The sequence below is a fragment of the Pseudomonas qingdaonensis genome, from assembly GCF_018398475.1.
GTDB classification, from domain to species: domain Bacteria; phylum Pseudomonadota; class Gammaproteobacteria; order Pseudomonadales; family Pseudomonadaceae; genus Aquipseudomonas; species Aquipseudomonas palmensis.
Window position 1 is genome coordinate 2,306,520 of sequence record NZ_CP074676.1, and the last position, 12,477, is coordinate 2,318,996.

Genomic DNA, 12,477 nt, shown 5'->3' on the forward strand with positions numbered 1-12,477 from the left:
CCGTGCGGCACTAGCCCTGCGGTAGCGTTCGGGTGCGGTTTTCAGCCACGAGCCGCCATACGATCATCAGGCCGGCAAGCCCCAGCCAAGGCAGCAGCAGCGCATTCAGCACCTGCCAGCCAAACACGTCGAGCAGGCCGCCTGCGCCAAACGAGCACGTCAACCCCACCGCAAAAATCGCCATGTCGTTGGTCGCCTGGGCCCGGCTCTTTTCAGCCGGGCTGTAGGTTGTGGTCAGCAAGGCCGTGCCGCCGATGAACAGGAAATTCCAGCCCACACCCAGCAGAACCAGAGCACTGGCAAAGGCATTGAAGCCCGTGCCGGACCAGGTGGTCAGAACGTGCAAGGCCAGCAGCATCACGCCCAGCAGCATCACCCACGCCGCACCCAGCCGGGAAATCAGGGCGCCGGTGAAGAACGAGGGCAGGAACATGCCCATCACGTGCAACTGGATGACGGTGGCGGCCGTGGCCAGCGGATGGTGATGGTGGAGCATCGCCAGCGGAGTCGCCGTCATCGCCAGTATCATCACGCCATAGCCGGTCACCGCGCCGAACAGGGCTACCAGGTAGGTCGGCTGCAGGACGATCCGGGCCCATGGCCGGCCCTTGTCCAGGGCCGCCGCCGGTGGTTCGGTGGCAGGCATGTCCAGAAACAGCAGCACGCCCAGCCCCAACACGGCGACGACGGTCAGCAGAACAAATGACCCGAAGTACTGCGGGCCTATCCACTGGCCTCCGAACCGCGCCAACGCCGGCCCCAGCAGTGCAGCGACTATGCCACCTGCCAGCACCAGCGAGATGGCCTTGGGGCGCAAGCTCTCGTCCGCGACCTCGCTTGCGGCAAAACGGTAGAACTGGGCAAAGGCCTGATAGGTGCCGACCAGGAAGGTGCCCAGTGCGAGCAGGGCCAGGGAGCCGAACCAGATACCGGCGGCAGCGACCATGCCGCCGGTCACGCCCAGCGCCGCGCCAAGTACAAAGCCGGCCCTGCGCCCGGCGTTTGCCATGAATGACGAGGCCGGAAACATCGCCAGTGCGGTGCCCAGGAACATGCTGGCGATAGGCAATGTGGCCATGTCGGCGCGGTGGGTCAACTGGGCGCCTGCCAGTGCGCCGATGGTCATCACCAGAACCGAAACCGTCTGGAACAAGGCCTGTGCACTTGCCAGAATGCCGACCTGCCTGTGCATGTGTGTTTTTTTCATCTTGCGTGCAGCCTCTGTCTTGCCTGGGTGAAATCGAGGCTGGAAGTATGAAAATCGCAGGTCTATTATTCAAACGAATAATATCGTCACCTAACCTCAGTAAATTTAATGGACAGAATCCCGATCGATGTTCGCCACCTGCAAACGCTGGTGGCCCTGCGCGACAGCGGCAGCGTCTCCCGCGCCGCGTCCTGGATGCGACTGACCCAAGGCGCCTTGTCCCATCACATCAAGGCGCTGGAGGAGTTTTTCGGCACCCCATTGTTCGTTCGCAAGTCTTCCCCGGTGGTCTTTACGCCGGCTGGCAAGCGGCTGCTGGAAGCCGCCGACAAAGTGGTGCCCATTCTTAATCAGACCACGCGTGACCTGCTGCAGATGGCCGAAGGCACCGGCGGTACCTTGCGTATCGCTGTCGAATGCCACACCTGTTTTGACTGGCTCATGCCCGCAGTCGATGCCTTTAGAGCACGCTGGCCTGAGGTGGAAGTGGACCTGGTATCGGGTTATCACGACGATCCCGTTGGCCTGCTGCATCAGCGCACCGCCGATCTTGCACTGGTGTCCTGCTCCGAAAGGGACGAGGAAGGGGTCGATTTTCACGGGCTGTTTCGCTATCCGCTGGTGGCACTGGTTGCCAACGACCACCCCTTGGCCCTGCGCGAGTTCTTGACGGCCGAGGACTTTATCGACGAAACCCTGGTGACCTATCCGATCGAGGAAGACGCGCTGGACATTGTCCGCTCATTGCTGCGGCCCGCGGGGATCAAGCCTGTGCGCCGCACCGCCGAGCTGACTGTCGCGATCCTGATGCTGGTGGCCGCGCGGCGCGGCATTGCGGTGCTGCCACGCTGGGCCGTGCAGACCTACCTCCAGCGTCAGTACGTGACGGCCAGGCCCATCACCCGCGAGGGGCTTATCTCGGATATCTGGGCTGCCACCTTGCCGGCAGACAGCCAGAAACCCTATGTCGTCGAGTTCCTGGCGCTGCTGCGCGAAACCACGGTGGCGGCGATTCCGGATGTCGAGCTGATGGGCTGATCGGGCACCCATTCACGCACTACGCCCCGTTGCCAGCCTCTTCCTTCAGCCACGCAATGAACTGCCGGGCCATATCGCTGATCTGCTTGTGCGGCTTGGTCAGCAGGTAATACGCCAGCTGATGCGGCATCACCAGCTCGGGGAAGGGCATCACCAGTTCGCCGCTGCGCACCGCCCGTTCGGTCAGCTCGATCGCACACAGGGCGACACCATGCCCCTCGATCGCCAGCTGCGCGAGCACATTGGAGTCGGTGACCACGTGCCCGCTGCGCACCTCCAGCCCTGGCGTGGGGTACAGCGCCTGCCAGGCTTCCCAGTCGTGATGATGCCGGTCATGCAGCAGCGGGTGACGCGCCAGGTCGGCCGGCACCCGCAGCGCGTCGGGCCCTTCGAGCAATGCGGGCGAGCAGATCGGCACGTAGTTCAGGCCCATCAGAAACTGCGTCTCGAAACCCGGCCAGTCGGCCGTGCCCCACTTGATCGCCAGCTCCACCTCGTCGGGAAACTCGACGCGCTGGGTGCTCAGCAGTTGCTGGATGCGCAGCGCGGGGAAGCGCTGGGTGAAATGCTTCAGGCGCGGGGTCAGCCAGAACGCGCTCATCACCGGCTCGGCCTCGATGTGCAGCACCGACGGTGCGGCCTTGCGCGCACATTTCTCGAAGGCGGCCACCAGCTGGTCGAAGGGGGCGCGAATATCGTCCAGCAGCGCGGCGCCGGCCCTGGTCAGGGCCACGGTACGGGTCGAACGCACGAACAGCGTCACCCCCAATGCCTCCTCCAGCTTGACCACCTGCTGGCTGATGGCCGACTGCGACAGGTGCAGCGCGGTGGCGGCACGGGTGAAGCTGCCGTGCTCGGCAACGGTCTTGAAGGCCAGCAGCAGGGTCATGTGCGGCAGGCGGGTCAGGGCGAATTTATTCATAAGACTTCGTTATTAGTCCATTACCAAATCGCGATTCTCTCGGCGCTGGGCACCAGCTTACATTAGCCGCCGAGCCCGCCAATACGGGGGTCTGTCCAATAATTACAACAGTTGGGACTCACTATGCAGCAGAACACCCAGAAAGACCTGACGCTGATTTTCACCAGCATCGTGGTGATATCGCTGACGGTCATCGGTTTGATGATGTTCCCCGATCAGGCCAAGGTACTGGCCGATCAGCTCTTCACCCGTGCCACCACCACCTTCGGTGTGCTGGTCCAGGTACTGGGCTTTGCCTGCGTGGTGCTGGTGATCGGTCTGGGCATGAGCAAGTACGGCAACATCCGCCTGGGCGAGGGCAAGCCCGAGTACAGGAACACCAGCTGGATCTTCATGTTCATCTGCGCCGGCCTCGGCTCGGCGACCATGTACTGGGCGTTCATGGAATGGGCCTACTACTACCTCACCCCGGGCCTGAACATCACCGCCGCCAGCAAGCAGGCGCTGGAGATGAGCATCGCCTACTCGTTCTTCCACTGGGGCGTGACCCCGTGGGCCATCTACGGCATCGCCTCGCTGGCGATGGCGTATCACTTCCATGTGCGCAAGAACAAAGGCTTGAGCCTGGCGGGCATCATCGAGTCGATCACCGGCTACAAGGCCCACGGCCCGGTCGGGCGGGTCATCGACCTGATCTTCCTGTTCGCCACCTTCGGCGGGCTGGTGCTGACCACCACCCTGACCACCTCCACCGTGGCCAAGGGGCTGTCGGACCTCACCGGGCTTGCCGACGGCTTCATGCTCAAGGCGTCGCTGGTGATCCTGGTGACACTGGTGTTCTCGCTCAGCTCCTACATCGGCATCAGCTCCGGCATGCAGCGCCTGGCAAAGCTGGCCTGCGGCATGACCATGCTGTTCGCCCTGGTCGTGCTGCTGCTGGGGCCCACCCAGTTCAGCGTCAGCAACATCGCCAACGCCATCGGCCTGACCCTGCAGAACTTCATCCACATGAGCCTGTTCACCGACCCTACCGGGGACGGCGGCTTCTCCCGTGACTGGACCGTGTTCTACTGGCTGTACTGGATCACCTACACGCCGGGCGTGGCAATTTTCGTCACCCGCGTCTCCAAGGGCCGCACGATTCGCGAGGTGGTACTGGCGATGATCCTGGGCGGCTGCGGCGGTTGCTGGTTCTTCTTCGGCAGCCTGCAGAGCTTTGCCATTCACCAGTTCGTCACCGATGTGGTCAATGCCCCGGCCATGCTCAGCGGTGCCGGCGGCGAAGCGGCGGTGTCGATGCTGCTCGCCAGCCTGCCGTTCGGCAAACTGCTGTCGGTGGTGTACTTCCTGCTCATGCTGGTGTTCCTGGCCTCGCACCTGGACGCCGTGGCCTACACCGTGGCCGCGACCAGCACCCGCAACCTGCGTGAAGGCCAGGACCCGTCGCCGAGCCTGCGCCTGTTCTGGTGCCTGATGCTGGCCGTGCTGCCGCTGGCGATGCTGTACATCAATGCCTCGCTCAACACCCTCAAGACTGCCGTGATCCTCACCGCCATCCCGTTCATCTTCATCCTCATGGTGAAGATCTGGGGGCTGCTGAAGTGGCTGCGCGAAGACTACGCGGCAATGCCCGCACACCTGATCGAAGCGCAGTCCGCCCGCCTGGCCCAGGGCACTGCATGCGACACCGAACAGGCCCCTCGCCAAGCTCGCCAGGGCGCCCCGAAAACTCTGGAAAACCTGCAATGAAAATAGTCGATGTAGAAGCGATCTGGTTGCGCGTGCCTGCGCTCGACCAGCCCTGCGAGTGGGGTGAGGATGCGTTGATCGTGCGCATCTACACCGACAGCGGCCTGCTGGGCATCGGTGAAACCGACAGCTCGCCGGCCGTGGTCAAGGCCCTGATCGAAACCCCGGCATCCCATGAAACCTGCCAGGGGCTGCGCGACATCCTGGTCGGCGAGAACCCGCTGGAAATCGACCGGCTGTGGAAGAAGATGTACCGCCACTGCGAATACATGGGCCGGCGCGGCGTGGCCATCCATGCCATCAGCGCGCTCGACATCGCCCTGTGGGACATCGCCGGCCAGCACTACGGCGTGCCGGTGCACACCCTGCTCGGCGGCAAGTACCGTGAGCGCATCGCCGCCTACGGCACCTTCATCCCGCGGCCCGACGAGGCCGGCAACCGCGAGCGGGTACGCGGCCTGCTGGCCCAGGGCCTGCGCAGCATCAAGCTCGGCGGCGCAGGTTTTGGCGAAGACCTGCCCAGGGACAAGGCATTGCTGCAACTGGTGCGCGAGGAGATCGGCGACGACGTGCAACTGCAGATCGACCTGGTGGGGCGCTGGCGCAACTACTCCCACGCGCTGGTGCAATGCGATGCACTGCGCCAGTTCAACCTCAACTGGATCGAGGAACCCTTGCCTTCGGACGACACCCGCGGCCTGGCGTACCTGGCCGAGCGCTCCGGGCTGCGCGTATCCGGCGGCGAGGGGCTGGCCACGCGGCACGAGTTCCGTCACTTTCTGGAGGCTTCGCGCCCGGCGATCATCCAGCCCGACATCACCCGCTGCGGCGGCATCAGCGAGATGCGCTACATCTATGAACTGGCGCAACTGCACGGCGCGCAACTGGTGCCCCACGGCTTCAGCACCGGCATCCTGCTGGCAGCCACCGTGCACTTTCTGGCGGCCAGCGAGTTTGGCGAGTTGATCGAATACTCGCAAAGCGACAGCCCGTTGTTCCGTGGCCTGGTGAGCAACCTGCTGGCACTGGAGGACGGCCATGTGCGCGTGCCCGACAGCCCAGGCCTTGGCGTGATACTGGACGAGGCGATGATCGAGCGTTATCGCGTTCGCACCTAGAGGCGGGAGGCCCCCATGCACAACCAGATCATCGACCGGGTCGAGGTGTTCGTGTGCGCGCCGCCGCTGCGCGGCTCCACCTGGACCCCGGAGCAACCGGCACCGTGCACCACGCACACCTTCATCCGCATCAGCACCTGCGACGGCATCGTCGGCGTGGCGGCTACCGATTCGTACACCACGCACCACCCCGACGCGGTACTGGCCGAGACGCTGCGCGACATGATCCCCGACCTGCTCGGGCGCTCGGCACTGCAGCGCGAAGGGCTGTGGATGCACTTCAAGCCCAGGGCCTATGCGCGCTCGGCCCAGGCCCAGGCGCTGATCGACGTGGCGCTGTGGGACATCGCGGCGCAGGCGGCGGGCCTGCCCCTGTTCAGGCTGCTGGGCGGCTACCGCGAGCGCATCGACGCCTACGCCAGCACGCCGGTGCTGGCCACGCCGCAGGCCTATGTGGACGCCGTGCAGCAACTGGTCGAGGCGGGCTTTGCGGCCATCAAGTTCCATTGCTGGTGCGACCCGGCGCGCGACCTGCAACTGCTCGAGCAGGTTCAGCGGGCCCACGGCGACAAGGGCCTGGCGCTGATGCTGGACGTGGAGCAGCGATACGACCTGGACGCCGCGCTCAAGGTCGGGCGGGTGCTGGGCGAACTGGGCTACGCCTGGTTCGAGGCGCCGCTGGACGACTACGACCTGGCCGGGTACCGGCACTTGAGCGCGCGGCTGCAGGTGCCGGTGCTGGCCGCCGGCAACGCCATCACCGACAGCCAGCTGGTGGCGTTTGCCGCCAGCCAGCAGTGCTGGAGCCGTGTGCGGGTGGATGTGATGACCTGCGGCGGCATCACCCCCGCGCTGAAGATCATCCACCACGCTGCGGCCAGCGGGCTCAAGGTCGAACTGCAGAGCTGGGGGCATTCGCTGGCGCAGGCGGCCAACCTGCACCTGATGCTGGGGCAGCCGGTGTGCAGCTACTTCGAACAGGCGTGCGAGGTCGAGCTGTTCGAGTTCGCCACCGCCAACCCTATCCGCACCAACGCGCAAGGGCAGGTGACGGTGTCGCAGCAACCGGGCCTGGGCCTGCAGATCGACTGGGAGCAGATCGGGCGCGTTGCCCAGTTGCAGCTGAGCGTCGGCCGCCAGGCGGGCGCTGCGTAACTGCCGTGGTGCCGGTTTTGCAGTCATGGCGCGGGCAGCGTACGCTGCCTTGCTGCAAGGTTGGAGAAAGCTACACAGCCTAAGATTTGGTACGTGCAGTTGTGCACTGGCGACAACCCGCCCGGTGCGCAACTGCCAAGTCATACCAAAAACAATAACAGGCGACCGCCATGACGTTTTTCCTGCGCAGTATCTGCTCGATTGCTTGCTCCCTGTTCGCCACTTCGTTGCTGGCGGCGCCGCCGTCTTCGCCCGAGTGCATCGTGCCCGGTTCATCGGGTGGCGGTGGGGACCTGATGTGCCAGTTGATAAAGACAGCCCTGGCCCAGGACAAGGTGTTCGACCAGCCCATGCAGATCACCTACATGCCCGGTGGGGTCGGGGCGGTGACCTACAACACCATCATCGCGCAACGGCCGGCAGAGCCGGGCACCCTGATCGCGTGGTCCAGCGGGTCGCTGCTCAACCTTGCCCAGGGCAAGTTCGGGCGCTTCGACGAGGGCGCGGTACGCTGGGTCGCCGCCCTGGGCAAAAGCTATGGCGCCATCGCGGTAAGAAGCGACTCCCCGTACAAGAACCTCGACGACCTGGTCAAGGCGCTGAAGCAGCAGCCGCGCAAGGTGCTGTTTGGCTCCGGCGGCACTGCCGGCGGGCAGGACTGGGTGCAGGCCGCATTGCTCGCCAAGGCCGCGGGAATCGATATTGGCGAATTGCGCTACATCGCCCTGGAAAGCGGCGGCGAAAGCGCCACGGCGTTGCTGGGCGGTTACATCGAAGTCAGCAGTACCGATGCGTTCGAGGTCATCACGCACCTGCAGCGCGGCGAGATGCGCCTGCTGGCCGTACTCTCGGAAGAACGCCTGGGTGGTGAGCTCAAGGACGTACCCACCGCCAGGGAACAGGGCTACGACATCGTCTGCCCGGTGGTCAGGGGTTTCTATCTGGGGCCCGGGGTCAGCGACGAGGACTATGCCTGGTGGAAGCACACCTTCGACCAGCTACTGGCCTCGGAACAGTTCGCCCAGCTTCGCAGCGGCTTCAGGCTGCTGCCGTTCGCCCTGACCGGTGATCAATTGCGCACCTACGTCAAGCAGCAGGTGGCCGGGTACAAGACCCTGATCGACGACCTTCGCAGGGGCCAGTGAGGCGGCTGCCCGAAACAGCTGCCATCTGTCGAGATACGTGCCTTGGCACGGAATTTTCATGCCTTTTTCGAACGCTGTTTTTTGTGGTGTAACCAGCACGTTCCTTCCCGCCCAGAAAAACAATCAGGGGGTTGCATGAGCTGTCTGATCTGCGCCGGCCACGCCGAGGCCATCGACTGCCCAGCCGGGTGGGAAGGGCGGCGTTGCCTGAAATGTGGGTGTTACCACATGTCTCAAAAGCTCATCCTGACGATGATGGACGAGGGCCAGATTTTCGACGCCTGCAAGATGCGCCAGTGGCTCGACACGCGCCGTTGTGTGGTGCCGATTCCGACAATTGATGTGCATGAGGCGATTCTGGTGGTGTAGTTGTGGTGGCTGGCAACTCGAATCTCACAGGCGTTGGCACGTGGCAGCCCATGTAGGAACCGGCTTTGCCGGCGAAGCGCCGCGCTCGCGGCGCTCGATCTTGTGACTGGCACAACAGCATTGACTGGCACCTGATAACCTCACCGCGATCCTTTGGTGGCCTTTCTGAAGACATCCCCAGTCACCTGTCTTGAAATTGCATCTGGGTTTGGGGGGCATGCCTTGAATCTGATGGCGCGCTCTAGGCCGCGCGCTGCCCGCGCGTCGCTTCGCCGGCAAAGCCGGCTCCTACTTGGCGTATAGGCACCCCTATCAGTGGGCCGCGTCTGCGGCCCGGGTGTCACGTCGTTACGCGTCTACCGCTTGCGCCTCCATGCCGTCCAGCACCGTTTCGATCAACACGGTGCTCATCTCCAGCGACTGCTGCGCTGCCACCAGCAGGTGCTTGAACTGCGCGTCGGCGCGTTCGCAAGCTTGTGCGGTGGTGTCCTTGGCGCATTGGATCTGTAGCGACAGATGGACCAACGCATCTTCGAGCTCGATGCCTTCGCAGACGGAAAACAGGGGAGGGTGGTTTCCGTTGCTACAGCCGAAGGCGGTGTAGGTGGTTTTGCGGGAATTAACAAGCGGGGGAGCGGGGACGATTCTTGTGATTGTGCAGCTCCCTTGATTGGTGGAGCCGACACCTATCGCTACCAGACGAAGGGTGGCGCTGTACGCAGGTTGGTAGACCGGGAATCAAGGAACCCGGCGCGCACGAATGCGCCCCACGCACAGCTGCCATGACACGAAACAGCAGACACAAAAAGCGATAGGCGAAGGTTAACGGGGTGGGGGTGGGTATTCAAGGTTCTGGCTTGTGGGGAAGCTGGAGGGGTTACCGTTTCAGCATTGGTGCTGGTGAGGTAACGACATTTTGGTGACTTCAACACCACAAGCACCCGGAATTTCAGATCAAGCGCTTACATCCGGTGATGTTCCAGCAAGAAGTCCACGAACAATCGCACCCGCGCCGGCATTGCCGCCCCGCCGACGAACACAGCATGAATCGGTTCCTGGTCCCCAGGGTTCCAGGCTTCCAGCAGCGGAATCAGGGCGCCGCGCTGCAGATCCTCGCGCACGCTGAACTCACCGATACGTGCAATGCCGGCGCCTACTCGCGCAAGTTGTGCCAGCGCTTCACCACTGCTGCATTCGATGTTGCCACTGACCTTCAGGGAAAACTCTTTTCCATCGCGGATGAACGGCCAGTTGGGTTCGGCACGCCGGAAGTTGAAGCGCAGGCAATTGTGCTGAAACAAGTCTTCCGGCTCCGTGGGGATGCCCTCGCGCTGCAGATACTCGGGCGATGCCACCACTACCTGGCCGGTGTCGCCGATCCTGCGCGCGGTCAGCGGGCTGTCGGGCAGATGGCCGAAGCGGATCGCGACATCGGCCTGCCCGCCGAGAATGTCGACCACTTCGTCGCCGAGGGTAAGGTCGACGACGATGTTCGGGTAACGGGCGCTGAACGCTGCAACCAGCGGGACGATGGCCAGCCGCCCGTGGCCAAGGGCGGCACTGACCCGCAATCGCCCCCTGGGCACGCCCTGGTCAGCGATCGCTGCTTCGACCTCGTCCATATCGGCCAGGATACGCCGGGCGCCGCGCAGGAACGCTTCGCCCTCGGCAGTGAAGGCGAGCGCTCGGGTGGTGCGCAACAGCAGGCGGGTGCCAAGGCGTTGCTCGGTACGCGCGATGACCCGACTGACTGCCGAGGGTGTCACGCCCAGTGCACGCGCCGCGGCCGATAGGCTGCCTTCGTGCGCCACGGTGGTGAACACGCTCATTTCACCTGACCTGCCGTTGAAGTCCACTTGTGCCTCCTGCGCAAAGGTGATTGCCAAAAATGCTATCTACCGCGTTAAAAAACTGCATCGTAGCATTGGCGGCATAGATAAGGAGCCTTCCATGCGTATCAATCCACCACTTGTCGCACTTGCCATCGGTGCCTTTGGCATCGGCGTAACAGAATTCGCCCCCATGGGCATGTTGCCGGGTATCGCTCAGGATCTGGGCGTTTCGATTCCGGCTGCCGGTTTGCTGGTCAGTGCCTATGCGCTGGGCGTGTTGCTCGGCGCACCGCTGATGACCCTGACCACCGGCAGGATTCCCCGACGCTATCTGCTGATCGGGCTCATGGGGATTTTCACCTTGGGTAATCTGATGTCAGCCCTGGCCACCGATTACTACAGCCTCATGGTCGCCAGGGTGGTGACCTCACTGAACCATGGTGCATTTTTTGGCGTTGGCTCCATCGTCGCCGCCAGCGTGGTCGCCCCGGAAAAACGTGCCGGGGCGGTGGCGGCGATGTTCATGGGCCTGACCTTGGCGACCATCGGCGGTGTGCCGCTGGCCACCTGGTTTGGTGAACTGTTCGGTTGGCGCACCGCTTTCTGGGGTATTACCGGCCTCGGTGTGGCGACCATGGCCGCATTATGGTTCGCCCTGCCTAACCTGAAGACGTCGCAAAGCGTCGGTGTAATGGCCGAAATTCGAGTACTGGGGCGCGGTCCGGTGCTGGGCGCGTTGGCCCTGACCGTAGTCGGGTCGAGCGCAATGTTTACTGTCTTCACTTACATCGCGCCGATCCTCAGCAGCGAGACCAATGGTTCCACCGCCTACATCACTGGCATGCTGGTTCTTTTCGGGGTGGGGTTGACGCTGGGCAACCTGTGGGGCGGCAAGGCCGCCGACCGCTCGATAGATCGCACCTTGATCGTCTCGCTGAGCGTTCTGATTCTTGTCTTGCTGGCGTTCACCCTGCTGATGCGTTGGGCGGTGCCGGCCGCTCTGGCCATCCTGATATGGGGTATCGCCAGTTTCGCCCTGGTGCCGCCACTGCAGATGCGTGTGATGGAAGCAGCGAAGGACGCGCCCAATCTTGCCTCTGCGGTGAACATTGGCGCCTTCAATTTTGGCAACGCGATTGGCGCAGCGCTGGGCGGAGCGGTGATCAACGCCGGGTTGGGTTATCCGGCCATTTCCCTGGCCGGAGCGTCGATGGGTGCTCTGGGGCTGCTGATGGTGTTGGCGTATGGCTGGCGTTCCAGAACTGTTGCATCAACAGTGGTGTGACAAGGCAGTGATGCCAGTGGCGTAGCGACAGTGGTCGAGCCTGAATTCAATGCGTGATGGTTGGCCGCCCCGATGGCTTTAGGTTTAAAGTCAACTTCAAGGTCAACAGAGTGTTCAGGGTGGGTTATGCGAATAGGCGAACTGGCGAAAATCAGTGGTTTGGCGCCCTCACGCATCCGGTTCTACGAGTCGAGCGGCTTGATCAAATCTGTCGAGCGCAAAGCAAATGGTTACAGGGACTACGCGCCTGATACCAAGTGGGTGTTGGAGGTCATCACCGCAGCGCAGGCGGCGGGTTTTTCATTGGAAGAAATTCGGCAGTTGATGCCGATGAATGCCAGCGGTTGGCAGCACGATGAATTGCTCAGCGGGCTAAAGCAAAAGGTTGAGGAAATCGCTGTTCTACAGCAACGGCTAGCCCACAACAAAGCGCAGCTTCTGCTCGTCATCAAGGGCATCGAGGATAAGCCCGAAAGCATGGCGTGCGCGGAAAATGCGCAAATGCTGATCAATCGCCTGCGTGAAGAAGGCATTGGCAAAGCGCCGGGCAAGCGTGCGGTGCGTTAAGGTCAAACTCCATTGCTGCACTGCGCAAAAGGGTATTGACCTTAAAGTTGACTTTAATCTTAAGGTGGCCTCCTCTTCAGTTGAGGGCTG

12 protein-coding genes are annotated in these 12,477 nt (G+C 63.0%); 8 read left to right on the forward strand and 4 right to left on the reverse strand.

Annotated features, from left to right (window positions below):
* Positions 1–10: 10 nt before the first annotated feature.
* The gene (locus KH389_RS10510) at positions 11–1,207 is read right to left on the reverse strand and encodes an MFS transporter (protein WP_078481056.1); all 1,197 of its coding nucleotides are present in this window, start codon (positions 1,205–1,207) and stop codon (positions 11–13) included.
* Between the two features lie 108 nt (positions 1,208–1,315).
* On the opposite strand from KH389_RS10510, the gene KH389_RS10515 reads away from it, so the two are divergent.
* On the forward strand, positions 1,316–2,245 hold the full coding sequence (locus KH389_RS10515) for a LysR family transcriptional regulator (protein WP_054916486.1): 930 nt from the start codon (positions 1,316–1,318) through the stop codon (positions 2,243–2,245).
* Between the two features lie 19 nt (positions 2,246–2,264).
* Here KH389_RS10515 and KH389_RS10520 read toward each other — a convergent pair whose 3' ends face one another.
* Positions 2,265–3,167: a LysR substrate-binding domain-containing protein gene (locus tag KH389_RS10520; RefSeq protein ID WP_078481055.1), complete on the reverse strand. Its 903-nt coding sequence runs from the start codon at positions 3,165–3,167 to the stop codon at positions 2,265–2,267.
* 123 nt (positions 3,168–3,290) lie between these two features.
* Here KH389_RS10520 and KH389_RS10525 point away from each other — a divergent pair, with 123 nt between their 5' ends.
* The 5 genes from KH389_RS10525 (at position 3,291) to KH389_RS10545 (ending at position 8,703) form a co-directional block, all read left to right on the forward strand.
* Positions 3,291–4,916, forward strand: coding sequence for a BCCT family transporter (locus tag KH389_RS10525; protein ID WP_100632495.1), 1,626 nt, complete (start codon positions 3,291–3,293; stop codon positions 4,914–4,916).
* Positions 4,913–6,034, forward strand: coding sequence for a mandelate racemase/muconate lactonizing enzyme family protein (locus KH389_RS10530; protein ID WP_213607310.1), 1,122 nt, complete (start codon positions 4,913–4,915; stop codon positions 6,032–6,034). Before KH389_RS10525 ends, KH389_RS10530 begins: the two co-directional genes overlap by 4 nt.
* Positions 6,035–6,049: 15 nt before the next feature.
* Positions 6,050–7,189: a mandelate racemase/muconate lactonizing enzyme family protein gene (locus KH389_RS10535; RefSeq protein WP_213607311.1), complete on the forward strand. Its 1,140-nt coding sequence runs from the start codon at positions 6,050–6,052 to the stop codon at positions 7,187–7,189.
* A 170-nt stretch (positions 7,190–7,359) separates the two neighbouring features.
* Positions 7,360–8,334: a Bug family tripartite tricarboxylate transporter substrate binding protein gene (locus KH389_RS10540; RefSeq protein WP_104572603.1), complete on the forward strand. Its 975-nt coding sequence runs from the start codon at positions 7,360–7,362 to the stop codon at positions 8,332–8,334.
* Between the two features lie 228 nt (positions 8,335–8,562).
* On the forward strand, positions 8,563–8,703 hold the full coding sequence (locus KH389_RS10545) for a hypothetical protein (protein ID WP_167400183.1): 141 nt from the start codon (positions 8,563–8,565) through the stop codon (positions 8,701–8,703).
* Between the two features lie 348 nt (positions 8,704–9,051).
* On the opposite strand, the gene KH389_RS27575 is transcribed toward KH389_RS10545, so the two are convergent.
* Positions 9,052–9,402 carry a DUF6124 family protein gene (locus KH389_RS27575; protein WP_153046100.1) on the reverse strand — a complete coding sequence of 117 codons (351 nt, stop codon included), beginning with the start codon at positions 9,400–9,402 and terminating at the stop codon, positions 9,052–9,054.
* A gap of 263 nt (positions 9,403–9,665) precedes the next feature.
* Positions 9,666–10,559, reverse strand: coding sequence for a LysR family transcriptional regulator (locus KH389_RS10555; protein WP_058540394.1), 894 nt, complete (start codon positions 10,557–10,559; stop codon positions 9,666–9,668).
* A gap of 94 nt (positions 10,560–10,653) precedes the next feature.
* Here KH389_RS10555 and KH389_RS10560 point away from each other — a divergent pair, with 94 nt between their 5' ends.
* Together KH389_RS10560 and KH389_RS10565 are read left to right on the forward strand one after the other, a co-directional pair.
* Positions 10,654–11,820, forward strand: a complete 1,167-nt coding sequence (locus KH389_RS10560) for an MFS transporter (protein ID WP_078481047.1) — start codon at positions 10,654–10,656, stop codon at positions 11,818–11,820.
* 126 nt (positions 11,821–11,946) lie between these two features.
* Complete coding sequence (locus KH389_RS10565; protein ID WP_043861680.1) at positions 11,947–12,387, forward strand: MerR family transcriptional regulator; 441 nt, start codon at positions 11,947–11,949, stop codon at positions 12,385–12,387.
* Positions 12,388–12,477 lie beyond the last annotated feature (90 nt).

Excerpts from the sequence above, each read along its gene's own strand:
- KH389_RS10510 (WP_078481056.1), bottom strand. The coding sequence starts at position 1,207 with ATGAAAAAAACACACATGCACAGGCAGGTCGGCATTCTGGCAAGTGCA.
- KH389_RS10515 (WP_054916486.1), top strand. The coding sequence starts at position 1,316 with ATGGACAGAATCCCGATCGATGTTCGCCACCTGCAAACGCTGGTGGCC.
- KH389_RS10520 (WP_078481055.1), bottom strand. The coding sequence starts at position 3,167 with ATGAATAAATTCGCCCTGACCCGCCTGCCGCACATGACCCTGCTGCTG.
- KH389_RS10525 (WP_100632495.1), top strand. The coding sequence starts at position 3,291 with ATGCAGCAGAACACCCAGAAAGACCTGACGCTGATTTTCACCAGCATC.
- KH389_RS10530 (WP_213607310.1), top strand. The coding sequence starts at position 4,913 with ATGAAAATAGTCGATGTAGAAGCGATCTGGTTGCGCGTGCCTGCGCTC.
- KH389_RS10535 (WP_213607311.1), top strand. The coding sequence starts at position 6,050 with ATGCACAACCAGATCATCGACCGGGTCGAGGTGTTCGTGTGCGCGCCG.
- KH389_RS10540 (WP_104572603.1), top strand. The coding sequence starts at position 7,360 with ATGACGTTTTTCCTGCGCAGTATCTGCTCGATTGCTTGCTCCCTGTTC.
- KH389_RS10545 (WP_167400183.1), top strand. The coding sequence starts at position 8,563 with ATGTCTCAAAAGCTCATCCTGACGATGATGGACGAGGGCCAGATTTTC.
- KH389_RS10560 (WP_078481047.1), top strand. The coding sequence starts at position 10,654 with ATGCGTATCAATCCACCACTTGTCGCACTTGCCATCGGTGCCTTTGGC.
- KH389_RS10565 (WP_043861680.1), top strand. The coding sequence starts at position 11,947 with ATGCGAATAGGCGAACTGGCGAAAATCAGTGGTTTGGCGCCCTCACGC.